General features: G+C 47.6%; 21 protein-coding genes. 7 read left to right on the plus strand and 14 right to left on the minus strand.

Annotated elements, in window-relative coordinates; all coding sequences use genetic code 11:
• Positions 1–63: 63 nt before the first annotated feature.
• From H8S75_RS18030 to H8S75_RS18045, 4 genes are all read right to left on the minus strand, one after another.
• The gene (locus H8S75_RS18030; protein WP_187022829.1) at positions 64–1,926 is read right to left on the minus strand and encodes an aryl-sulfate sulfotransferase; all 1,863 of its coding nucleotides are present in this window, start codon (positions 1,924–1,926) and stop codon (positions 64–66) included.
• Positions 1,927–1,977: 51 nt separating this feature from the next.
• The gene (locus H8S75_RS18035; RefSeq protein ID WP_187022830.1) at positions 1,978–2,289 is read right to left on the minus strand and encodes a thioredoxin family protein; all 312 of its coding nucleotides are present in this window, start codon (positions 2,287–2,289) and stop codon (positions 1,978–1,980) included.
• 196 nt (positions 2,290–2,485) lie between these two features.
• On the minus strand, positions 2,486–3,415 hold the full coding sequence (locus H8S75_RS18040) for an NAD(P)/FAD-dependent oxidoreductase (protein ID WP_349768944.1): 930 nt from the start codon (positions 3,413–3,415) through the stop codon (positions 2,486–2,488).
• Positions 3,416–3,434: 19 nt separating this feature from the next.
• Positions 3,435–4,910, minus strand: coding sequence for an SLC13 family permease (locus tag H8S75_RS18045; RefSeq protein WP_243270310.1), 1,476 nt, complete (start codon positions 4,908–4,910; stop codon positions 3,435–3,437).
• 235 nt (positions 4,911–5,145) lie between these two features.
• Here H8S75_RS18045 and H8S75_RS18050 point away from each other — a divergent pair, with 235 nt between their 5' ends.
• Positions 5,146–5,814, plus strand: coding sequence for a Crp/Fnr family transcriptional regulator (locus H8S75_RS18050; protein ID WP_187022833.1), 669 nt, complete (start codon positions 5,146–5,148; stop codon positions 5,812–5,814).
• 88 nt (positions 5,815–5,902) lie between these two features.
• Here H8S75_RS18050 and H8S75_RS18055 read toward each other — a convergent pair whose 3' ends face one another.
• The 10 genes from H8S75_RS18055 to H8S75_RS18100 form a co-directional block, all read right to left on the minus strand.
• The gene (locus H8S75_RS18055; RefSeq protein ID WP_278245164.1) at positions 5,903–6,586 is read right to left on the minus strand and encodes an amino acid ABC transporter ATP-binding protein; all 684 of its coding nucleotides are present in this window, start codon (positions 6,584–6,586) and stop codon (positions 5,903–5,905) included.
• A gap of 61 nt (positions 6,587–6,647) precedes the next feature.
• The gene (locus H8S75_RS18060) at positions 6,648–7,340 is read right to left on the minus strand and encodes an amino acid ABC transporter permease (protein ID WP_002600914.1); all 693 of its coding nucleotides are present in this window, start codon (positions 7,338–7,340) and stop codon (positions 6,648–6,650) included.
• A gap of 17 nt (positions 7,341–7,357) precedes the next feature.
• Positions 7,358–8,209, minus strand: coding sequence for a basic amino acid ABC transporter substrate-binding protein (locus H8S75_RS18065; RefSeq protein ID WP_187022834.1), 852 nt, complete (start codon positions 8,207–8,209; stop codon positions 7,358–7,360).
• A gap of 343 nt (positions 8,210–8,552) precedes the next feature.
• The gene (locus H8S75_RS18070) at positions 8,553–10,856 is read right to left on the minus strand and encodes a glycoside hydrolase family 125 protein (RefSeq protein WP_187022835.1); all 2,304 of its coding nucleotides are present in this window, start codon (positions 10,854–10,856) and stop codon (positions 8,553–8,555) included.
• A 50-nt stretch (positions 10,857–10,906) separates the two neighbouring features.
• A complete protein-coding gene (locus H8S75_RS18075; protein WP_187022836.1) occupies positions 10,907–11,752 on the minus strand; it encodes a carbohydrate ABC transporter permease in 846 nt (281 codons plus the stop codon).
• On the minus strand, positions 11,749–12,654 hold the full coding sequence (locus H8S75_RS18080; RefSeq protein ID WP_187022837.1) for a carbohydrate ABC transporter permease: 906 nt from the start codon (positions 12,652–12,654) through the stop codon (positions 11,749–11,751). Before H8S75_RS18080 ends, H8S75_RS18075 begins: the two co-directional genes overlap by 4 nt.
• Positions 12,655–12,781: 127 nt before the next feature.
• A complete protein-coding gene (locus H8S75_RS18085) occupies positions 12,782–14,212 on the minus strand; it encodes an ABC transporter substrate-binding protein (protein ID WP_187022838.1) in 1,431 nt (476 codons plus the stop codon).
• Positions 14,213–14,356: 144 nt separating this feature from the next.
• Positions 14,357–16,180, minus strand: a complete 1,824-nt coding sequence (locus H8S75_RS18090) for a cache domain-containing sensor histidine kinase (RefSeq protein ID WP_187022839.1) — start codon at positions 16,178–16,180, stop codon at positions 14,357–14,359.
• Positions 16,181–16,186: 6 nt separating this feature from the next.
• Positions 16,187–17,755, minus strand: coding sequence for a response regulator transcription factor (locus H8S75_RS18095; RefSeq protein WP_187022840.1), 1,569 nt, complete (start codon positions 17,753–17,755; stop codon positions 16,187–16,189).
• 17 nt (positions 17,756–17,772) lie between these two features.
• The gene (locus H8S75_RS18100) at positions 17,773–18,183 is read right to left on the minus strand and encodes a VOC family protein (protein WP_187022841.1); all 411 of its coding nucleotides are present in this window, start codon (positions 18,181–18,183) and stop codon (positions 17,773–17,775) included.
• A 172-nt stretch (positions 18,184–18,355) separates the two neighbouring features.
• On the opposite strand from H8S75_RS18100, the gene H8S75_RS18105 reads away from it, so the two are divergent.
• The 6 genes from H8S75_RS18105 to H8S75_RS18130 all read left to right on the plus strand — a co-directional run bounded on the left by H8S75_RS18105 (position 18,356) and on the right by H8S75_RS18130 (position 24,991).
• Positions 18,356–19,126 carry a TMEM164 family acyltransferase gene (locus H8S75_RS18105; protein WP_187022842.1) on the plus strand — a complete coding sequence of 257 codons (771 nt, stop codon included), beginning with the start codon at positions 18,356–18,358 and terminating at the stop codon, positions 19,124–19,126.
• Between the two features lie 101 nt (positions 19,127–19,227).
• Positions 19,228–19,659, plus strand: coding sequence for a C-GCAxxG-C-C family protein (locus tag H8S75_RS18110; protein ID WP_187022843.1), 432 nt, complete (start codon positions 19,228–19,230; stop codon positions 19,657–19,659).
• Positions 19,660–19,931: 272 nt separating this feature from the next.
• Positions 19,932–21,263 (plus strand): MATE family efflux transporter, encoded by a 1,332-nt coding sequence (locus tag H8S75_RS18115; RefSeq protein WP_187022844.1) that lies wholly within the window; start codon positions 19,932–19,934, stop codon positions 21,261–21,263.
• Between the two features lie 230 nt (positions 21,264–21,493).
• Positions 21,494–22,546: a cobalamin B12-binding domain-containing protein gene (locus H8S75_RS18120; protein ID WP_187022845.1), complete on the plus strand. Its 1,053-nt coding sequence runs from the start codon at positions 21,494–21,496 to the stop codon at positions 22,544–22,546.
• Positions 22,525–24,261 carry a putative bifunctional diguanylate cyclase/phosphodiesterase gene (locus H8S75_RS18125; RefSeq protein ID WP_187022846.1) on the plus strand — a complete coding sequence of 579 codons (1,737 nt, stop codon included), beginning with the start codon at positions 22,525–22,527 and terminating at the stop codon, positions 24,259–24,261. The genes H8S75_RS18120 and H8S75_RS18125 overlap by 22 nt, the downstream gene beginning before the upstream one ends.
• Positions 24,203–24,991 carry a sensor histidine kinase gene (locus tag H8S75_RS18130; protein WP_243270312.1) on the plus strand — a complete coding sequence of 263 codons (789 nt, stop codon included), beginning with the start codon at positions 24,203–24,205 and terminating at the stop codon, positions 24,989–24,991. The genes H8S75_RS18125 and H8S75_RS18130 overlap by 59 nt, the downstream gene beginning before the upstream one ends.
• The last annotated feature ends 15 nt before the right edge of the window (positions 24,992–25,006 follow it).

Genomic DNA, 25,006 nt, shown 5'->3' on the forward strand with positions numbered 1-25,006 from the left:
CGGCCCCCTCCTGCAGTCTATATGTGTCTTCTTGCATCCTGTAACAGTGTCAGATACTGATGATTAACAGCTGATCGTAACGCCTGTCTCATACTTCTTGTCATCGATGATAACACGAAGATCATAGGTACCTTTTAATCCTGTCTTATTGATGTTGGTTCTCGTATTTCTGTCGTCGGAATCGAGGAATGTACCGCAGCACATCGCCAGGAACGGAACCGCCGTTGTAGAGATGAAGTAGCGGTGAACCTCTTCGCCCTGCTCTAACAGAAGCATAACCAGCTGTCCTTTCTCGAAACGGGAGAAGAATGTGAAACGGTCGATCTCGTCTTCGATTCTCGCGTTGCAGCTCTCCGGAAGCATCTCGCCTGACGGATCTAATGGGATCTCGGTATCGAATTCCTTCGTAACGCCCATCTCGCCTAAAATCTGGCCCTTGCCAAGCTCTAAGTTGATGCCGTCGCTGTATAATTTCAGCTTCTCGCCGCGGTAATAGTTGCCCGGTACGTGTAAATCAAGCATCTTCTTGTTGTCACAGATCTCAACCGTGATACTCTCCAGACGGCCGCCCTGATCCTTTGCAAATGCGCCCAGCGCCTCGGAAGGATTGCCTTCTGTGTCGTATGCGATACCGCCGGAATGAACCATGTAGTGTCCTTCGTTGTAGTACTCTACGTTACAGATGTATGGGGAGAAGAATTCTGCTCCTCTGTCCTTGCCGTACTGCCAAACCTGCTCGATGGTCATGTCATCGGTATTGATTTTGTAACGGACGCCTCTGGAATAGTTATCCTTGGCCGCCAGATATTTCTCCGGGTTCTTGGAACCGTAGTGATGGTTGTCGAAGCACATAACATCACCGTCAGGTGTGATGACGCAGGCGTGCTGCTCATACTGCCATCCGAAGTTATTGCCGACTGGCTTGAAGAAGTACTTCTGCATCTCTTCCGGCCATCCTTCCGGATCGCCGATGATCCAGTTCAGTTCTCCGGTCTCATAATCGATGTTTACCATGGAATCGATGTGACGTCCGGAGAAGGTTAAGGAATTGGTATTCTTGTCGTACCATACGGCGTTGTTGTGGAACCAGTCATGGTCAGACCAGCTGCCGGACTTGCTTACTTTCTTCGGATCGAGGAACTTCTTGTAGTCCCAGGTCTTTAAGATCTCACCTGTATTGCGGTCGATCAGAACGCACATATCTTCTACTGTCTCGCTGGTTAAATCGTCTGTCAGACTTAAGAGATTGCCGTCCTCCATCTCGAACTCATCGTGATGGTAGCCGCCCGGGAGACGGAATTCCTTGTAGATCTTTCCGCATGGGCTGATCTCGTATAAACCGGACATATAGTAAGGCATCTGGATTACCCGGTGGGAACCCATGATTAAGTTGCCGTTTTTCAGTCTCTTCACATCGAATACACACGGAATCGTCATATGCCATCTTGCATCGCCTGCGTAGTCGAATCCAACTGCCAGATCTTCGCCTGCCGGAGATACTAAAATGATGTTGTCCTGTAAATACTCAGGAGTCGTATCCATGGAATAGATTACTTCCTTGCCGTCAAACACATCCGGTACATCGATGGTGATAATATTGGACTCGCCGCGGTAAGCTCTAATCTCCACTCTGTTCTGATAATCGGAATACAGACCTACGATCGGAAGCACGTGCTTCTTTGCCTTCGGGAATGTGTGGCTGATATTGCCCTGGGGTGTCTTGCCAAGCACGGTAATAGTGATGGCTGTTTCCTTTTCTGTATGGAAACATACAACTGCGGATAACGGATTGACAAGATAAGCGTTATATTTTACGAGCGGATTGGCAATTGTGTAATTGCCCGCTTCGAATTCCTTTAACATCTCCTGCTCTGCTTCGTACTGTCTGTTTACAATATGATCTTCAAATGAATATTTTACTGACATGATGATACCTCCCCGTATCTGTTCTTTATAGTTAGGTTCTAATTTAAGATCTTACTTATGTTCTTCCACCAGCTTGATAATAACCGGTTTCTGCTGTAATCCCTGAAGACGTCCTACTTCCACGCCATCCTTTAAAAGAACCAGGGTCGGGTAACCCGTCACGCCATATTCCGCTGTTAAGTCCTTGTTCTGATCGAAGTCAATCTTTAAGATAGTCAGATCATCGCCAAATTCCTTCTCCACATCTTTTAATACAAAGCCTAACATCTTACATGGTCCACAGGTGGTAGAGAAAAAGTCCGCCAATACCAGGCCCTTTCCGGCCAGTTCTTTGAATTCTTCGCTGTTTACTTCTTTTAACATAATCTTACTTCCTTTCTATCTTTTTGTATTAGTTCCACACTGTTTTCCCATTCTAAGCATACTGTTTTTATTTTATTGCAAAATAACAATAAAGTAAAATTCTATTTTTTTATCTAACGATAAAATTGCGTTATGGTTTATCATGGGAGAACAGGTGGTTATGTATCGCTGTCTCTGCAATCGTTTTTTGTGCTTCTTAATCCACTAAATTCTGAACGTAGTGGGAAGCTTCCTGAGCTGCGATCGCGCCATCCGCACAGGCGGTGATTACCTGGCGCAGGTTCTTGGTCACACAGTCTCCGGCTCCGTAGATACCGGCTGTCTTTGTGTGCATCTTCTCATCTACTTCCACATAGCCGAACTGGTTTAACACGCCTAAATCCTTTAAGAATTCTGTTGTCGGAGTGAGTCCGATATATTCGAATACGCCGTCACAGGAAACCGTGTTCTCCTCGCCAGTCTTCGTGGACTTGAAATGAACGCCCGTCAGCTTCGTATCTCCGGTAAATTCCAGGATATCCTGGTATGGATAAACAGTTACGTGATCCATGGCGCGAAGCTTGTCGCAGGCCATCGGATCAGCCGTCAAATCAAACATGGTTACAATCGTCAGTGATTTTACAATACCGGCAAGGAATATGGATTCTTCCACCGCGGAATTGCCTCCGCCGATTACCACAACGTCACGGTCGCGGTACTGGGCTCCGTCACAGATGGCACACCAGCTGATTCCGTTGCCGCGGAACTTATCTTCGCCCGGGATATCGAGACATCTCGGTCTCGTTCCGGTAGCAAGTATAATGGCTTTCGCCGTGAATTCCTTGTCATCCTCCTCGCAGAGGACTCTCTTTACTTTTCCTTCGTCTGTGATGCTCTTTACCGTGCCGTAGTCGAACGCGATATTGTCAAACTGCTGTGTATGCTCAAACATCTGATACGCAAGCTCTGCTCCGTTGATCGTTCCGACCCCCGGATAGTTCTGAATTTCATTCGTATTGATAATCTGTCCGCCCGGGGCCAGCTTGTCGAGAAGCAGAACATTCATATCCGCTCTCGCCGCGTAGATTGCCGCCGTCATACCGGCAGGACCCGCGCCAACAATAATTACATCATACTGTGCCATGATACATAACTCCTTTCTAAACTTACATTAACAGATTTGCTAACGGGACACCGATCACAAGAACGATAATCAGTTCCAGAATTACGAATGGAATCGTATACTGGTAAACGTACTTGGTCGGAACCCATTCCTTGTTGCTGTGCAGGATCGCCGCAAACGGGGAAGCTGCCGGTGTAATAGCCGCCGATAACAGTACAAAGATAATTAACAGCGTAACGATCGGTGCCGGGTTGGCTCCGGTCTGTGTACAATATGTAACGATAACCGGCTGCAGAATCATACCGATTACCAGGCTGTTGCAGAGGTTGGTTAAGAGAACCGCCATCGCCATTAAAAGAACAGTGAAGACCATCGGTGACATTCCCTGGAAAATCGGGGAAAGTACGACGCTTAAGAAAGCGGAAACACCGGTATTGTCACTGGTCAGCACGCTTCCCAGCAGGATCGCGGCAACGATGATAAAGTATGCGCCCCAGTTAAAATTGGTGGCCATAACCTGCGGAATCTCTAAAACGCTCTTTCCCTTGATACGGATCGCTCCCAGAGCGGCTACCATAAAAAGAGCCAGACCGAGGCTGTTGGAGGAAAGAAATGCCATTCCCGGTAAAGTTGGGAAAAGGCTGGGGAGAAGCATACCCAGAATCAGAATCACAAAGCTTATGCCTATAATCTTCTGTCTAGGTTCCATAGGCGGAAGCGGATTCTTATTCAGCATCTCAACATCGTAATTCTTTAATTTCGTCACATCAGGACGAATGACAAACTTTGCAAACAGGATGTTCGCCACGATCATAATAAGACCGAGAATAATAGCCACAGCCATGTAAGCCGCATTGTTGACAACAATCGGACCTCCCGGAAGGTTTGCCGTAATGTTGGCAAAGTTTGTGAGCAGCGCCAGACCATTCTGAGCGAACGGCGCCATCGGAAAACCGATCAGGGACGCGACAACCACCAGGGTCAGCATAACACGAGGCAGCGCATCGCCCTTCTTATAACCGACTTCCTCAAATACATCGTAGAGGACAGGCCAGAATAAAAAGATTGCAGTAAACGGACTGATAAAGCCACCAAGGAAATAACAGCCTATACAGATTACGAACATCAGCAGCCATGGCTTCCCGTTCGTAAATTTTCTCGTCAAAAAGAAACGTCCTATGTAAAGTGTGATCTTATAATATACAAGACCGCCTGCCATAATCAGCAGGAAAAATACCTGAGCCACAACCGGTGCTCCGAACGCTTCCTTAAGCAGGCCCGCCATAGGCATATAGTTGGATAAACCAACCATAGCAATGGACATCAGGCTCCCCCAAAGCGGATCTACGAATGTCCAAAGATAAAGTGTTCCGATAAAGATTCCCAATACTTCCATACCAACCGAAGTAACTTCCGGGAGATTCAGCGGGAGGAAACGGAAAAATACCATAATTCCTACACCGATCAGAGAATGAATTAAAAACATTTTTTCTCTCTTACGCTCATTTTGATTCGCCATGTCTTGAAACCCCTTTTCTACCATATTGTGAAAAATATAACAATGAGGGCACAATAAGACCCGAAAGTATCTCTTTTTTACTTTTCCGGCTCATTTACTCCCCTGCATTATTGATCTAATTTTATCATATATCTGCTTATAGAAAAATAACACAGGTTATAAATCTGGTTATTTTGACAAAATTATGATATACTGAATCCGATCTTTTATTACTATCGCAAGGAACGGAGAAAACATGAAGGAGTCGCTCTTAAAAATCATTACAGACAGCGGAACGCGCGTCACAATGCCGAAGGACATTGTTCTTAATAAAAAGTATGACAAGTATATATCAAACTATGTATACCTGTTGGAGGAAGGAATCTGTGCACTCAACAGCATTACGAAGCAGGGAGAGGAAAAAGTTTATTTATACTTCCGCCCGTACCGGCTCATTGGTTTTAACCAGTTTGTAGTAAGCCCTGATAAAATCAATTCCACTACGCCGGAATTTTCAGTTATCACCAAGACCACCTGCACCCTGTGTCAGATCCCTTATTCCACCTTTCAGGATCTGATTTTGAAGAATAGGGAATTTAACGCATTTCTTATGGAGACGCTTGCGGACAATTATAACGACGCACTGATCCATTTTCACCTGATGCAGGAAGAATCCGTCGTGGTACGGCTGTGCCACCTGCTCTTTGAAGTATCGCAGCTCAGGAACGGAATACGGATCGTCCCCCGCTTTTTTACATACGCCGAGATGGCCAAGTATCTGGGCTGCCATTCCGTAACCGTATCGCGGATCATGGCAAAACTGAAACAGCAGGGATTTGTAACGAAGACGCCGTCGGGAATCGCGATTGAGCAGGAAGATGCGCTGCAGGAGCTGATTAATTCAGAGTCCCGCTTTCAGTATTAAAAAAGACGTTGTTTCCAGACCGGTGAAGCCGATCGGAAACAACGTCTTTTCTATTTTATATTTTAACAGATTCCTGCATTCCTGTACGCTACAAAACCTTTCCCAAAAACCCTTTAAGCCTCTCATTCTCCGGATGCTCAAAGAATTCCTTCGGTTCATTCTCCTCCAGAAAATATCCGCCGTCCATGAACATGACGCGGGTGGCAACTTCTCTGGCGAAGCCCATCTCATGGGTAACCACCACCATGGTCATCTTCTCGTTCGCCAAATCCCTCATAACGTTTAACACCTCGCCTACCATCTCAGGGTCGAGCGCAGACGTCGGTTCGTCAAAGAGCATGACGTCCGGGTTCATACACAGGGCGCGGACAATGGCGATTCGCTGCTTCTGTCCGCCGGATAACTGGTTCGGATATGCATTGCACCGGTCCGCTAAGCCGACCTTGTCGAGGAGCGCCATGGCCTGGTTCTTTGCCTCCTCCTCGCTCCGTCCCTGAAGCTTAACCGGCGCCAGGGTCAGATTCTTTAAGATCGTCATGTGCGGAAACAGATTGAACTGCTGGAACACCATCCCCATCTTCTGGCGGTGGCGGTCGATATCCGTCTTCTTATCGGTAATATCGGTTCCCTCAAACAGGATATGGCCCGATGTCGGCTCCTCCAGTCTGTTTAAACAGCGGAGAAAGGTACTCTTTCCAGATCCGGAGGGTCCGATTACACACACGACGTCACCTTTGTAGATGTCAACCGTGATATCCTTTAGGACCTCCATGCTTCCGAATTTCTTGCCTAAGTTCTGTACCTGAATCAGAGGCTTTTCTATACGATTTTTTCTAGTGCTCACTTCTGCGCAGCCTCCTCTCCAGTAATTTTACAAGGTAAGAAAAGATCATAACCATGCAAAGATAAATCAGAGCCACCGCAATCAGCGGCATGAAAGCGGAATACGTACGGCTCTTAATGATGTCGCCGCCCTTCGTCAGATCCTGCAGACCGATGTAACCGGCTACGGAAGTCTCCTTCAGCAGCACGATAAACTCGTTGGCCAGCGTCGGAACCACGTTTTTAAACGCCTGCGGCATAATGATATACCACATGGTCTGCGCGTAGTTGAAGCCTAAGCTTCGCCCGGCCTCAAACTGGCCTCTCTCGATGGAGCTGATGCCGCTTCGGAAGATTTCGGCCACGTAGGCGCCGGAGTTGATACCGAAGGCCAGAATCGCCGTCGGAACCATACCCGGATTAACCGTGACAAAGACAACGAAGTATACGATCATCAGCTGAACAACCACCGGCGTTCCGCGGATTACCGTCAGATATACGCTGCAGACTGCATTCAGTATCTTCAGCCTGTGAGTGTTCTCGTAAGTAGAACGAATAATTGCAACCAGAAATCCCAGCACGATTCCGATGAGAACTGCAAAAAATGTAATTTTCAAGGTATTCTGCAGCCCATCCGTGATGTATTTCCAGCGGTTGTCCTCTATAAAATTCTGATAAAAGTCAGCGACTAATTTTTCCCACATGGCACTCTTCCTTTATATTATTCTGCGGTAATATACTTATCTACGATCTTCTGTAACTCGCCGGATTCCTTTAACTCCTTGATCGCGGCATTCATCTTATCAAGCAGTTCAGTGTTGCCCTTCTTTACAGCGATTGCATACTCTTCCTCTGTAAATGCTTCGTCTAAGATCTTTAAGCCTTCGTTCTCTTTCACGAACACCTTCGCAGGCTCACGGTCGATGATAACTGCGTCGATCTTGCCCTGATTTAAAGCCATAACGGCTTCCATGCCCTTGTTAAATCTCTGTACTTCCGCGTTCTCGATGTCGTCAGCGTAGATATCGCCGGTTGTACCGGTCTGAACACCGATCTTCTTGCCTGTTAAATCATCGGGAGAAGCGATCGGGCTGTCTGTTTTAACAATGATTACCTGAGCAGCCTGTGCGTAGGTATCGGTAAAGTCCACATTCTTTAAACGGTCTTCGTTTACAGTCATACCAGCTGCCGCAAAATCAGCCTTTCCGGACTGGATCGCCGGAATCAGAGAATCGAATGCCATATCCTGGATCTCCAGTTCCATTCCCATCTGCTCAGCGACTGCCCTTGCAATGTCGGCATCAATACCAACAATGGTGTTGTTCTCGTGGTACTCATATGGCGGGAACTCGGCGTTCGTTACCATAACGATCTTGCCGCCGGTGCCATCTGTCTTCTCAGCCTCTGCCGCTGTTGTTTCGGCCGCCGCATCTGCTGCTGTGGTTTCTGCTGTTGCTGTTGTGGTTTCTGCTGCCGCAGTTGTTGTCTCTGTAGCGGATTTTGAACTTCCGCAGGCGGTAAGTGCCGCTGCCATGCATACGGCTGCCGCAAGTACTATTACATTCTTTTTCATAATGAATCCTCCTCATTATATGCACTTTTTTTGCATAAATATAGAAATAAGTATCAGTTATACATTATATAGCATTTTTGAAATTATTCAAGTCTTATTTTATCTTGATTCTCAGTGACTTATCCCTTTATGACCAGGGAAAGTGAAAAAACAGGGCCGGAGTATTTATAATATTACAAAAATTCAGAAGAATACCGTCTATTCATGCAAAAAGCGCCTGGAAAACCTTTTAATTAAAGGATTCCAGGCGTTTGATCGTGTGGTATTATGTTTTTGGTAAATGGTTCTGTTATTTCATATTATAAATAACTATGATTTTATAAAACTGCTATAAGGCTGCGATTTATAAGGCTGCGATTTCGATTTTCTGGTCCGGCTTTAAGACTTTCTTAATGCATACTGCGCGTTTACCCAGGAATTCCGTCTCTTCAAATTCCGCGGTCTTCCCGCTGTCCGTAAATCTCGGTATACCATCGGTGATCAGATTAAGCACCAGCGTCACCGGATAGTCCACGCGGCTGGTCACCGACGCGGTCACCGCATCTGCCGTTTTCCGGTAAGTAAAATCAAACTTGCCGCTTCCTGTCCTCGCATCGTTCCATTCAAAGCTGCTGCCCGGTGAAAATGGCTTGAAATTCAGAGTCTTCGACGGAGCGTCGTACCGGACTCCGAGAATCTGCGTCATAAAGAGGCTGGCAAATACTCCGGCCGCCCAGCCGCATTTCCCGCAGCAGTTCAGCCTGACTACGTCGCCTGTCTTTGTATTGCATTTGTATGGCCACCACCACCAGGAACCGTCCAGATCACAGAGGCGTTTTAGCTCTGTCATATAGCCCCTCTCTCCATTCATAGTCTCCTCATCCACAACTCCGGAGAATGCGGTGGTGTAACCGGGGAAAGTTGCACCGGACTCATGGCCCCATTTGATTCCGCGGCACTCGGTTCCATAGGTCGGATTCTCTTCACTGGCAGAAAATCTGGCATAATTTCTCACAACCGGATCATCATACGTCTTATATCCGTAAAATGGAATCAACGTCGTATCAGACTCCTCCCCGTCATGCATCATCAGGTTGATCTCATCTCCATTAATAATATCGGGATAAAATGTGAGAGCCTGATCCACATACTTCTTCTCGTACTCTGAAATCGGGCAGTGCTTCTGCGTCTCAGGGGTCAGTCCGCCGATCCCCTCCAGATACTGGGGGCCAAACCTGCCGTCAGTCACCATATAAGCCTCGATGGCCTTTTTGATCTCACCGGCAATTTTCCCGTATTTTTTCTGTTTCTCCTGGTCTTCAAACACCTCGCCCATCAGCCGCGCCATGCCGTCAAAAGCCTTCCACGCACAGATATTCGATCCGGTATGGTATTTTCCCAAAGCGAGCGCATCGGATATCCACACGGTCGGAAACAGCCACACCTCCCCTTCCTTCAGCGTCAGCACCTCTTCTAAAATCTCTTCAAAGGTTTCCACCGTCTCCCGGTGGGTCCAGAAAAAGTCTCTGTCCGCCGTCGCTTCGTAATACAGGACTCCCATTAAGACAGAGGTCAGGGAATTACTCAGAGAATGGGCCGCTCCCCCCTGGTATTTCGATCCCTCCGGACGGATTCCATGCTCTGTAAACCAAAGGCAGGACTGACGGAAGAAGTCGGGATTCAGCACGCTGAGAGGAAGACTGGAATAGTACATGTCTTTCATCCAGATCTGCCTCGTAGCCGGAAATGTGCCCCAGTTGGAACCGCAGATCTCGCCGTTTCTGTCCATACCGAAGGCCGAGATCCCCTGGTATACGGCACGTTCGAAGATGGCGGCGGTCAGCGGATCACCATCCATCTTTAAGCAGCCCAGCATTCCCCGAAAGCAGGCCAGCGTCTCATTCAGCCAGTAAAGTGTCCCCGCCTCTTCGATCTCTTTTACTGCACCGCTCTCACCGGGTGCGTAGATTACCATGGGGAACCACGCGCCGCCCCCTTTCTTTAAATGGAATGGAACTGCCGGTGTAGTCTGGCCGTATTCGCTCATCTGCCCCGCTTCTGTCACCGTCCCGCATTCCACCATCTTCCCACTGGCGTCGGGAATGGTAAAATAATCCTTATCCGGGGAAAAGTCTGGCGGAATCACGGTTCCCTTTACATCACCATCTGTTGTATTTTCCAGATACAGCCCGTATACGAGGGCACGCGGCCTTCTTTTGCCGTCGGCGGAAATGGGTGCGTACGCCAGGACCGTAGCATTGAGGCGGGGATGGGTAAAGGCTGCTCTAGGGACCAGGTTTTCAGCCAGATCGGACTGACACGGCAGAGAACCGTCCCGAAGGGACACCTCCTGCCCCTCCACTGTCAGTCTGAAATAGAACGGACCTGCCTGACCGAAGTCTTTGGAGACCCACACGCCCGGGATATCGTCGCAGGTATAACAGCCCCGGTAAAAGGTCACGGTCTTCAGCGTTCCGAACTCGTCTGCATTTGCAAGGACCTTGTTGTTGGATATATCATAGGAAAATGTTTCATCCGGCAGCTTCTTCGCATAATAGCTTTCCCGGTTTCCGCATTCATACTGACCGTCCTTTACAGCGACTGAAAAAAAAGGATTGACTGGTGTGTGAACCATATCTTTAATACTTGTAATGATATCTGTAATCATGTTTATCTCCTCCAAAATTGTTATCGGACACTCTTATCGCGTTCGCTTTCTCAGCCCTTGACGCCCGACATGGTAATTCCTTCGATTAAATACCTCTGTCCGACGATAAATACCAGAATAACGGGAATCAGCACGAGGCAGGCAGCCGCCATCATCAAGTGCCACTCCGAACGGTAGGAACCGGTAAAGAGCTGAAGTCCCAGTGCCACCGTGTACTTTGCCTCATCATTTAAATAGACCAGGGGGCCTAAAAAATCGTTCCATGTGTTCATAAATGTAAAGAGTCCTACCACAGCCAGAGACGGCTTTGTGATCGGCAATATAATTCTCGTAAAGATCTGAAAATGATTTGCGCCATCCAGATACGCCGCCTCATCGAAATCCTTTGGAATCGTCATATAGAACTGACGCAGCAGGAAAATATAGAAAGCTCCGCCGCCGAACCAGGCCGGGGCAATGAGCGGCACAAAGCTGTTGGTAAATCCGATCGCCCGCCACATCAGGAAAGTGGGAATCAGGGTAACTGCAAACGGCAGCATCATACTGGCCATAATACAGGCAAATACCACATTTCTCCCTTTCCACTTGATTCTGGCCAGCCCGTAGGCACAGATGGAGCTGGTAAGCATCGACCCGGCCACGACCAGAGCCGCGATGAAGAGAGAATTTCTGTAATACGTAAAGAACGGCAGAACCTCAAATACCTTCTTATAGTTCGACCACATCATCTTATCCGGTACCCATTTGACCGGTACCATAAAGATTTCTACAGGAGTCATAAGGGAACTTCTCACCATCCAGACCAGAGGCACGATGCAGAAAAGGCTGCCTGTAACAAGCACTGCGTATGTAATCAGCTTTCCGACTGTTTTCTTTGTTTTTGCACTCAACGTCACTCACCTCCGTAGTAGACCCATCGGTTCTGAAACTTGAACAGAATTGCGGTCAGCATCATAATGATCACGAACAGGATCCAGGCGATCGCACAGGAATTGCCCATGCGCATAAACTGGAAGGATTCCCGGTATAGATAATACACGTAAAAGAGACTGGCATTGTTGGGACCCCCCTGCGTCATGACGTAGGACTGGGTGAATATCTGGAATCCATTGATAAAGCCCATTACCACGTTGTAAAAAATAGTCGGAGTCATGATGGGAACAATGACATGGAGCAGCTTTGCCATAACACCGCCGCCATCGATCTCCACGGCCTCGATCAGCTGCCTCGGCACATCCTGCATACCGGCCAGAAAGATTACCATGGTGGAACCTGTCGTCCACAGGTTGACGAATACCAGGGTAGGCAAAACTGTGGATTCCGAGGACAGCCATTTATTCGGAGGCAGTCCCACTGCCTTTAACAGGGTGTTGGCAAGGCCCACATCCGGATTGAATATCCACATCCAGATCGCGCCCATGGCCACGATCGGAATGATAGAGGGCAGATAAAAAAGTGTTCTGAAAAGTCCCTTTCCCTTTACGCTTTTGTTTAAAAGAGATGCGATTAAAAATGCGAAAACAATTGATGTTGGAACGGAAAGGACTACGTAGATGACTGTCACAGTCAGTGATTTATAGAAGTAGGGATCCTGCCCTGCAAACAGCCGCACATAATTATCGACGCCCACAAAATGGCTCTCCTTCACAATGCTGTAGTCCGAAAAGCTCATAATAAAGCTGATAATCATCGGAATTGCGGCAAAAAAAAGAAAGCCCAGGATACAGGGAAGGCAGAACAGAAAGCCGGCCACGTTTTCACGCTTTTCCCTGTGGGTCATCTTAATTTTTTCTTTCATAGTGATACCTCCTCATTTCCGGCCGGACTGCCCCGCCGGTATGGCGGGCCGCCGCAAAAGCGGCGGTCCGCATGCCCGGATTACCGCAGCCACTGCGGTCTGCACGGCAATCCTGCAATTACTTCTGTCAGGAACGGTTTCCGGAGTATGTACCATCAACAAGCGGATCCACGCTCGTCTTAATTTCAGTCATCGCCTCCTCGGCAGTCTTATCCCCCGCCCATACCTGCTGCAGGGCTGCCTTTACCATCGTATCAATCTCATTGAAATTTTTCACATCAATTTCTGTCGCAATCACCTGATGATCGTAGGTGGACTGGACAACGGCATCCTTAAAGCCTTCCGGACGCGCCGGAAATTCCTCGGAAGCCCAGAAATCAAGCTTGTCACCGTCGGTGTAGTACTCTTTATGGACTGGGAGCCAGATACTTCTGAACATTTCCGTAATCTCGGCAGAACTCTCCGGATTGGTAATCCATTGATACAGCTTCAGCGTCTCCTCCAGATGCTCTGTCGCCTTGAATATAATCAGCGAGCCGCCATCAAAGAATGTTGTATAATTCTTATCAATTGGAAGAACACCTACGCCCCAGTTAATACCAGCCTCGGCCAGATCCAGATGGTTCCAGCTTCCGTCGATGTACATGGCGGCCTGTTTGGACGCCAGAGCGGTCGCGGCCGCCGGCATACTGTTGGACTGAATTGCAGTCGGTGCAACGTGGTATACATTGATCAGATCTGCGAAGTTCTGGATTACTTCCGCCGCTTTTGGATCATTTAAGCCAAATTCTGTCATGTCTTCATTTAAGTAAGCGCCGCCGTTTGAGTAGATAAACGGCATGTATACATTCCAGTTGGGCGCAAACATCACACCGTACTGAGTGATGTTATTGGAATCGAAATTCGGGTCTTTCGCATTGCGTCCGGAGGAATCCAGCGTCAGTTCCTGAGCCTTCTCCACAAATTCCTGCCAGGACCACGCCTCGGCCACCTTCGTCGGCGGTGTATCAATGCCGGCGTCTTTAAACAGGTCCTCGTTATACATCAGTGAAAGGGTGACATTGGCCATAATAGGGCCTGCGGACTCTGTCGGCGACCAGTTCCACCAGCAGGTTTCCAGATAATCATCCACGGAAACCTCCGGGTCGTCTTTGATCAGATCGTAAAAGTTATAGATCAGGCCATCCTCACCAAACTGGCATTTCCACGATGCGGAATAGCTGATATCCGGCGTCTCCCCCGCCGCAATCATCGCGTTTAGCTTTGTCAGGAAGTCATCGCTCGGAATATGCATGGCTTTTACCTTAATATCCGGATTGGCTTCCTCAAATGTCTTTACCGAGGCCTCGATCGCCGTCTTCTCAGCGCCGCTTCCCCAGTAGGTAAAGGTGATCTCCACCGGCTCCCCCTCGGTTTTTCCCTGGGCTGCCTCGGTTTTTCCTGCCGTACTGCTCTCCCCTGCAGTCGTGGCATTTCCGCCGCTTCCTCCACATCCCGTGAGGATCATTGCCCCCGCCATCAATAGTGCCGCCAGCTGCGTCAGATGATTACGCTTCATTTTAATTACCTCCCATATTTTTCTGTTTACTGTCTTTGTTTCGATAACTATATTCTAATGGAAGGAGGAGGGGACTTCTATATGGTTTTTATTGGAAAACAGCACTTTTATTGTTTGTTATGAAGGGGAGACAAAAGGGCCGCCCTATTTCGGAATCGTAACGACCACAGCCGTCCCTTCTCCTAACTGGGAATGGAGAGAAACGCCGTAAGCTTCCCCGTACAGGATCTTAATCCGCCGGTCCGTGTTGGCCACCCCGATGGAAGTACCGGTGAACTCCAGCACCTCTTTTACTCTCTGCTGTGTCATGCCAGCCCCGTTGTCCTCCACGGTAAAACAGATATTTTCTTCATCGGTTTCCGCACTGATTTCCAGGATTCCTTTTTCCTCGGAATTCTTAAAACCATGGACAATGGCATTTTCAACCAGAGGTTGTAAAAACAGCTTCGGGACCTCCTTCTCCATCAGTTCCTCCGGAATATCGAAATTCACCTCAAACTGATTCTCATATCGAATCTGCATGATTTCAATATAGCGTTTCAGCCAGTCAATATCGTCTTTTAAATGAACCAGCTGCTTTCTGCTCTGGCTGGTATACTGGAGCATCCGCGACAGATCCACGATCATCCGGCTGGCCTTGGGAGTATCTCCCGCCAGGCACGTCCAGTTGATTATGTTTAAGGTATTATACAGGAAGTGGGGATTTAACTGGATCGTCAGAATCATGATCTCAAAATCCTTCTGCTGCAGCTTCACCTCGTAATTCTCGTGAATCAGCGCCTTGATGTTGCGGCTCATCTCATTGAGTTTCTCATAAAAGAAAGAGAACTCATCTCTGTCGTCATAGGTGATAAGACTGCCGAACTGTCCCGTCCCCACCTGATCGATCATATGTATCGTTCCGTAAATCTTCCGGTTAATATAGCGGGAAATCATATAGGAGGAAACAGCGGACAGAAGCAGAAGAATCACCATGATGGCGATGATATAGCTCCGTATGTTTCTTTCCACATCCTGGATCAGCAAATGTACCGGTACCCGCGCTACCACCAGCCAGTCAGTAATTTCACTCCTGGCGTACGTTACCATGTATTTCTCCCGCCCGTCTTTTTCCGTGGTATACCCGGAATTCTCCCCCTTCTTTAAGGTTCCCAGCCAGTCCGCCTGATAGCGGTGGCTGGCATTATAGGCAGGATCGGAACTGCAGATCACATTACCCTCGCGGTCAATCACCAGATAATCCGCATCACTCACGATGTCTTTTGCTCCGTAACGCCGGATTAAGGACATGAGAAACTCTTCGGTATAGTTGATCACCAGAATCGGTTTCTCCACAGACTCACGTAGCCGTTCCACCCGCCCGCTGGACACGTCACAGAAATTCATCTGGCATACCGCAGTAAAGAGGGAGCCGTATTCCACCTGCGTATCTGTCAGATTGTCGATCCCGAACATATCGGTATAGCTGTAAGTCGGAATCCAGCAGACCGATCCTTTTGCCTCCCTGGCTTCCTTCTCCAGTCTGGAATTCATAAAAGCGCCTTTGGGATAGAAGTTTTTGTCCTCCTCCCCGAACCGGAAATAGGATGTAACCAGATGAACGGAATAAATATTGCTGCCCCACGGCTTATATGCATTTAAAATAGCCGTAATCCGGGAGTTGGCGTTCATGAGGGACACCTCATCCGTCCTGTCCAGATTCTTGAAAATCTCGTAGAGACGCGAATCAATATTCAGTTTCTGAGCGAACTCATCGATGTAGTCAAATTCCTTATCCACGATCACACTGCTCTTTTCCACGCTTTGCATGAAATATCCCTGGGCCTGCTCCGTAATGGATTTGACGGAATTCCGGTAAATCAGGATACTGAAAATGATGAGCGGCACGATCGTGAGAACCAGGAACAGAACCAGCAGCTGGGTCCTCAGTTTCCAGTATATTTTTCTCTTATGCTTCCATTTTTCCATAGGACATCACTCCGTTCTGCCGCTCATTTTCCGGTATTCCTCGGGTGTCATGCCATAGCAGCGCTTAAACGCCCGGACAAAGTAGTTGGCGTCCCGGTAACCGGTAAGAACCGCGATATCCCGGACCCTGGATTCTGTCGTGAGCAGCAGTTCCCTGGCCTTCTCCATGCGCAGCCGGATCAGATACTCGGAAAATGTACTCTTATACGTATTTTTAAACAGCGTACTGAAATAAGAGGGGTTAAAATGATATTTCTCCGCAACGCTTTCCAGATTAATCTCATCCATGTAATGATTTTCCAAATACACTCCGCAGTCTGTCATAATATCGCGTCCTTTTCCCTCCTTCTGGCTGTTCAGTTCCTTTCCCAGATCCAGGAAGAAGGCGTAGAGACTGCGTTTCAGCAGTGTCAAGGTCGCCGACCGCTGGAGGCTGCTGATCTGTAAATTCGCCTCTTTTTTAAAGCTTCCGGAGATGAGAACATCGAGATTTCTCATGATCTGAAACAGGGCAAATATTACTCTCTGCTTTAGCAGGACCGGGGGCGAAAAAAGCGTGCTTACTCCTTCATCGATCTCCACAGCCAGGAGTTCATAGGCGTTTCGAAGTTCTCCCCTTTTTAGCCCTTCCACAACAGGCAGAACCGAGTAGGTAACCGCATCGGAATTCTTTCCAATCCGGCCTCCGATAGTCTCCTCCGAGAGGAATGTCCCCGGCTCATAAAATTCGTACTGGATGTAGCGGACCGCCGCCTCATAGGACTGAGACGCCTGTTCGTAGAGATTATCCGTCATGGAACCGGGAGAACAGATCAGCCTGCAAGAAGGCAGTACAGATCTCATATGGCTCTCGATGGCGGACCACCGCGCCCCAGTCATGGGCTCCTCTGTCAATAAGCAGACCGCCATCATATCCGGCTGATGCTCCAGAAAGAAGGGATAAGAAGAATTCGGGTCGAGGGATTTCTTCATCTGATACTTCAGATCATTCCTCTGCTCCTCGCTCAAATCTCTGCTGTCGCTCACCACTCGGCAGCAAATAACAGTGCCTGGCTGTTCCAGCTGGAACAGGTCCTTCAGCCTCTCTTTTCCAACAAAATCCGGCTTCTGGACAAACAGGTTCATCAGATGATCCATATAAACGGGCATCGTCTCTGTCAGACGGCTCTCGATGCTTTCCTGCTTGCTCCGGCTTCTCTGACGCTCAGAGAGTCTTTCTGTGACCTTTGTCAAAACCATCTGAATCTCGTCACTGTCCACCGGCTTCATAATATAATCGGCAGCCTGATATTTTAAGGCCTCTCTGGCATAGTCGAACTGCCCATAGCCGCTTAAGATGATTACCTCCACCTCCGGATTTTGTGCCTTCGCCGCCTTTAACAGTTCCAAACCATTCATATTGGTCATTCGTATATCGGTTATAATAATATCGCAGTCCACCAGCTCAATCACTTCCAGAGCTGTCACACCGTCATCCGCTTCCAGAAGCATATCCTCCGGCCTCATGGCGGTCAAAAGATTCATCAGTCCTTTTCTGTGGTCTGCTTCATCGTCTACAATCAGTATTTTATACATGGCTTATCCACATTCCTTCAGATGTCGGTATTGGAGGCAGACTCTCTCTGTACGATTTCGATTTCTACCCCGTTCGGATCTTCTATCAGCATGCCGGTCCATTTCAGTTTATCCACCCGGACAGGCTCCATCAGCACGTTCACCCCATATGTGGTACACCGCTTAAACAGCGCTTCGATACCATCCGTTGTCAGAGCCATATGGCGATAGATTCCTTTCTCATCCGACGGCTCCGGATGCGCCGGCTTATCGTTGTAGTACTCAATCAGTTCCAATCGCGTGCTGTCATTTAAGTAAAAATATGTAAGTCTGTGGTCCCCCATATCCACATCATACATTTTTTCAAGCCCCAGCACCTCCTCGTAAAATGTAAAGCTTGCTTCTCTGTCCGCCATGTTTACGGTAATGTGATCCAGACCTGTAATCATGATCATTTCTCCTCCTTTTAATTTTCTAAAAATTATCTACAGTTTAACATGTGTCTCTTTCAGCTGTCAAACGCAGCAGCCGTAAGATTCCCATTGACTTATCCCACCACTGGAATTACACTTTAGAAAGACACAAAAAAGACTGGATGAGCATTCAACTGAGGTAATCACAATGAAAGAATTTATTATAAAAACAGCATGGCCCATGGTTCCGCCCAGACCATATTCTGCTTTTCATATCTGTATTATGGCCGCGGGCTTCCTGGCAGCTGTGCTGGCGGCTTACTTTCTTTCCAGAAAAACAGAGAGGAAGTATTTTATACGGCTGCTGTTTTTCTGCGGCCTTATCCTGGCCGCAAGCGAGATTTACAAGCAGCTGTTCCTGTATTACGTGGTAAATCAGGAGAAATACGACTGGTGGTATTTCCCATTTCAGCTGTGCAGCCTTCCCATGTATTTCTGCCTGCTTCTGCCTCTCATAAAAAACAGGAGGCTGCAGCTGATCATCCTGACCTTTATGCAGGACTTTAACCTTTTGGGAGGTATTATGGCTCTGGCGGAGCCTTCCGGCCTGCTGCATCCTTACTGGTTTTTGACGCTGCACGGATTGCTGTGGCATATCCTGCTGATCTTTATCGGTCTTTTGATCGGATTTTCCCATGAATCCGATTCCAGTTTTTCCGGTTACGTCAGCACACTGCCGCTGTTTCTGATCTGCTGTGGGATCGCTACATTGATTAATGTGACAGCCAAACCGCTCGGGCAGGCGGATATGTTCTACATCTCCCCCTACTATCCCAACAATCAGGCTGTATTTTACAACATTTCACAAAAGCTGGGGGTGCTGCCGGGAAACATCATTTATCTCCTTTCCATCTGCGCAGGCGGCCTCTTATTTCATATGATATTTGCCCGGCTTTTCAGGCATGCAGCCAGGAGTTGAATCACGATATTTGACATTTTCATTTGCAATTGACATTTTCTTTCGTAAGTGTTATCATATTGGTTACAGTTTAATTATTGCTGATTACAGGAGGAACTATTATGTCAGATAAAATAGAAAAAAAAGTACAGGAAGCGCTGGGCAGACATGACCGCGGTTATAACTGCTCTCAGTCTGTTGCATGTACATTCTGTGACGAGCTGGGATTTGATGAGGAAACCATGTTCCGCATAACAGAAGGTATGGGGCTGGGTATGGGCAGCATGGATGGAACCTGCGGGGCAATCGGTGCCGCAGCCGTTCTGGCCGGTATGAAAAACAGTACGGTCCATCTCGATCATCCGGATTCCAAGGCGGTCTCCTACAAAGCCGCCAGACAGTGTTTAAATGAGTTTAAGGATCAGAACGGAAGTGTTATCTGCCGTGAATTAAAGGGCGTGGATACCGGCCGCGTACTCCGCTCCTGCAATGACTGTATTGCCGATGCAGTTCGAATCATTGAGACGGAGCTCTACGGAGAAGATGCCGAATAAATCTGTGAAAAAATGGCGAATAAATCTTTAAATAAATGATTGACACCTGATTTTTCATGTGTTACTATGCCTTCAGAAGATAAAATTAAATAAGATGTCAAGGCTATGCTGGGTTTGGATTATGGACTTATGGACTCAGAGCATAGATTGTCATCCCCATTTTAATGAACCATATGGTTTACTGTTTCTGGAACTAAACAGCCCACCATATGGTTTTTTTGTTGCCATTTTTCAGCAGTATTCAATCATTGATGATTCAGGGAGGTTATTTTATGCAGAACAAACAGGATTTTATGAAGACAAAGCCGGTATTTCCGCTTTTACTTTCCATGGCGGCGCCTATGGTGCTGTCCATGTTAATCCAGTCACTTTACAATATCGTAGACAGTATTTTCGTGGCCCGTCTGGGAACGGAGGCCCTGACCGCGGTCTCTCTCGTATACCCGCTCCAGAATATTGTCCTGTCTCTTTCCGTAGGCGTCGGCGTGGGAATTAACTCCGTCATCGCCAGAAAACTGGGGGAACAGAAGCCGGAGGAAGCCAATAAAGCCGCCTCCATTGGAATGGGGCTTACCTTTATTCACTGTATCCTGATTATTATCTTCGGTTTACTGGTGACGAAGCCATTCCTTTCCATATTCACCTCCGATCCGCAGACGCTTGCATGGGCATGCCGCTACTCTTATATCGTCCTGTGTTTCTCTGCGGGAAGCCTGATTCATATTTGCTTTGAGAAGATCTTCCAGTCTGTGGGAGCCATGTTCCTGACCATGATTTCACTGCTGGTGGGATGCATCACCAATATTATTCTCGATCCGATCCTGATTTTCGGGCTGTTCGGTCTCCCTGCAATGGGAGTCACGGGCGCCGCGGTGGCAACCGTGACCGGGCAGTTCTGTTCTCTGTTTGTTTATCTGATCATCTACGGCAGAAAGGATATCGGGATTAAGATCAGCCCAAAATACTTTTCTTTTGACAAGAGTACGATTTTACAGATATACAGCGTTGGAGTACCATCTTCCTTAATGCTGGCCGCGCCTTCCCTCATGTCGGGAATCTTAAATTTCATGTTGGCGGGATTTTCTGATATTTATGTGGCCATCCTCGGTATTTACTTAAAGCTGCAGACATTCTTATACACGCCTGCTTCCGGCATCGTGCAGGCGCTCAGGCCTATCGCGGGCTATAATTACGGAGCCGGGGAAAAGGAAAGGCTTCATAAAATTATCCGATGCAGTATGCTGCTGGTTGTCGCCATTATGACAGCCGGAACTCTGGCAGCCCTTGTCTTCCCCCAGCAGATCTTCGCTGTCTTTATAGATGATCCGGCACTCATTGGCCCGGGAAGCATGGCTCTGCGTATCATCAGCCTCGGCTTCATTGTATCGACGGTCAGCGTCGTCTACGCCGGGCTGTTTGAAGCGTTGGGATGCGGGAAGAAATCCCTGCTCATCTCATTGATACGGCAAATTGTCATCATTATACCTTTGGGATTTATCTTGTCACGTATCTGGGGGCCGGTCGGTATCTGGGTATGTTTCCCGATCGCCGAATTCCTGGCAGCAGGGCTGGCCCGATATATGGTCAAAAAGCAGAATCTGTAGATCGAGCTGTCAACATATGTGTCATTATAAATGACACATATACTCTCATAATGTTTTAATAAAAATCTTGAAATATATCAAAATTTAATGTATTCTTAAATCAGTCAATGTTTTTCATATTATTGCTTTATATTTTGGCAACAAAAATGACATTAATTTGTCATTAGTAATGACTTGTATCTGCAAACTATCGGACCAGATATAATGGCCGGCTTAAAGGGTGGTGAAATATGAGCTTATTAATGATGGATCAATCTCCTGAATTTCAGCGGCTGACAAACGAAGTTTATACACGGCAATTGGAGCGTGATCCCCGCTTGAGTGAAGTTCTCGACAACAGAGCCAGACAAAGAATGTATCAGGATGTTCAGTATAATATAGATTTTCTTTATACTGCCATGCAGTTAGAGGATGACGGGATTTTTGAGAAATACGCAAAATGGGTATACCAGCTTCTCTGCCCGTTGATGGCGTACTGCACCCGTGAACGTGTAAAGGACATAATGGTGGATCATTATGAAATGATCCGCTCCTGTATGGCAACTGCCATCCCTGTGGAAAAACTCCCGAAGCTGCACAGGCTTTTGGACAGCGCTGTACAGGCTACGAAGGAAGAATATGAGCAAAACAGTCCTGCTGAATCCTTCTCTCTAAAATATGAAAAAGAAATCTCAAAGTACCTGGACTGTCTGCTGAGATCCGATACCAAAGGCGCTATCAATCTGGTGGGAGAATTCATTAAGACCGGAATTCCTGTGGGCGATATCTGCGTAGATATTATTACAGAAACAATGCGCAGGGTAGGTGATCTTTGGCACAGTCATCAAATTTCTGTGGATATGGAGCATTATTGTACCTCGATCACCCAGATGGCGCTCTCCCAGCTCTACCCTGTTATCTTTGATCAGGAACGGAACGGAAAGACAGTGGTAGTCGCCTGCGTCGGCAGCGAACTTCATGAAATGGGAGCGCGTATGGTGGCTGATCTTTTTGAGTATGCAGGTTGGGACAGTATCTATCTCGGAGCTGCAGTTCCTGCTGAGGCAATTGAATCATCAGTCATGGAACATCAACCCAGAGTGGTTGCACTGTCAGTCACCATGCCCCAACACCTGCCGCTTTGCAAAGAGGTAGTGGACCGGCTTCGCTGCGTATCTCCGGAGACCAGAATAGCCGTAGGTGGTAATGCATTTTTAAATACGGAGATTTGGAAAAACTGGGGGGTCGATCAACATACAAAAGATGCCAGGGCACTGGTAGAGTGGGCAGATGGTATATTATGATCGGTTATATTGCTTTATGCAAAAAAAATGGAACTGTTAACCGGGTGATCCGCAGTGTTCCTGTCGGGTTGATTAATGAAGGCAAAAATATACGCGAGCTATTCACAGATCCGTTTGAGTTGGACCATATCCTGACGCAAGATCTGGCCTGCCCCTCTTCTCTACGCCTCCGGATGAAGCTTGAAGGTGATCCGCTGGTTTATGTTACACTTAAAGCATACGGGGATCAACTTCTACTCCTGGTATTCGGCCTCGATGAGCCTTACCAGTTTTCACAGCTGATTGAAATGACACTTTCAGCCCTGGAGGTTCCTGAAGTTATGGGACAGGACCCCTACGGCGCCGGTTATTATGAAATTCAAAAGCTGAACAGCCAGCTTATTAATTATCAGCAGACAATGGCCAAGACAAATGTACGCCTGCAGACGCTGCTGAAGGAAATGCAGACAGCCAGATCAGCTATTGAAATTCTGGAACGTGATCCTCTTACTGGACTATTCACAGAAAAAGTCTTTTACGACAGGGCTGCAAATGTTCTGGAAAAAAGCGCTGATGAAGCATTCGATATTGCTGCAGTGGATATCGAACAATTTAAAATTGTAAATGATACGTTTGGGGCAGTGGCCGGTGACCGGCTTCTGATGGATCTGGCTATGTGTCTTATGAATCTGCCGGTTGACCCCCCGCCCCTGTACACACGGGCGCGTGCAGATACCTTTTTTATCCTTCTTCACCGACAGAAAACTTTATATGACATTCTCGATGAGCATGTCAGCCTGTTTCTGGAACGGTATCCGCTTCCCATGCGTCTGCAAATCAGAATTGGTATATACCACATAGAAGACAGGGCTTTAGAAGTAGCCAGAATGTGTGACCGCGCTCTTCTGGCCGCTGACAGTATTAAAGGCAGTTACGGCCGACGGATTGCCCAATACAACCATACTATGCATGAGAAACTGATGCTGGAGCAAAAAATCGTCAACACTATGGTGGAATCCCTGCAGCGCGAGGATTTTCAGGTTTATTTGCAGCCCAAAGCTGAGATCAATACCGGCAGACTGATCGGTGCTGAAGCACTGGTACGCTGGAAGCATCCGGAATTCGGTATGATATCCCCCGGGGACTTTATACCAGTTTTTGAAAAGAATGGATTTATCTATTCTCTTGACCTGTTTGTATGGCGGACGGCGTGCAGAATGCTGCGGGACTGGAAAAAAGCCAACCGGAGTATCCCCATTTCCGTAAATGTATCCCGCACGGATCTTTATCATAAAGATCTTCCTGAAACTCTGTCCGGTATGTGCCGCGACTATGATCTGGCTCCCGATGAACTGCATCTGGAAATTACAGAATCTTCCTATGTCAGAGATTCCGTGCAGCTTCTTACTGTTATCAGGCGTCTGAGACAGGCCGGATTTATTATTGAAATGGATGACTTTGGAAGCGGATACTCCTCTTTGAATACTTTATCCGATCTTCCTATCGACATAATAAAGCTGGATATGATATTTTTAAGACAATCAGAAAATAATTTACGCCGCCAGAAAGTAATGCAGCTCATTATAGATTTGGCCAGAGAACTGGATCTGCCGGTCATCGCAGAAGGTGTAGAAACAGAAGAACAGGCGATACTCCTGAAAGCAATGGGATGCCCTTATGCACAGGGATATCTGTATGGACGTCCTATGCCGGAAACGGAATTTTTCAAATTTTGAGATCGAACCGCTCTGCAACGGTACGGATGAAATCGGTGTTCTGACTGACAGCTTCAATGACATGGTCCGGCAGATCTCCGGTCTCCTGAAGGAACAGTATAAGCTGGGTTACGAAATCAAGGATCTGGAATTTCAGGTTCTCCAGTCACAGATTAATCCCCATTTTCTCTACAACACGCTGGACATGATCTACTGGCTGGGAATCGATAATGAGGCGCCCGATGTGGCGGAGGCAGCAAAAGAACTGGGACGTTTCTACATGCTGAGCCTTGGACATGGTGAGACCATCGTCTCCCTGAAAAATGAGCTGGACCACGTGGCCGCCTACGTCAACGTCCAGAATATGCGGTTTGAAGATCATTTTAAGCTGACCATCGATGTGCCGGAAGAGCTATACGACTATAAGATTATCAAAATTATTCTCCAGCCGCTGGTTGAAAATGCAATCCTTCATGGAATCCGCGAAAAAAGTTCGGAATCTGGAGAAATTACCATCAAAGCATGGCTGGAAGACGGCGTGATTACCATTTCTATTGAAGACGACGGGATCGGAATGCCAGAGGAAAAGCTGGGAACACTCCTTACCCGCGGGGAAAAGAATTCCGGCTATGGTGTATGGAATATTCATGAAAGAATCCAGCTTTCTTACGGAACGCAGTACGGCCTTCGCTACACGAGCCGGCTGTATATCGGCACTACGGTATCTATTACATTTCCGGCGCTGCTGTAAATGAGAGACACTGTT

The organism is Hungatella hominis, from assembly GCF_014288005.1.
In the GTDB taxonomy this organism is placed as follows: Bacteria; Bacillota; Clostridia; order Lachnospirales; family Lachnospiraceae; genus Hungatella; species Hungatella effluvii.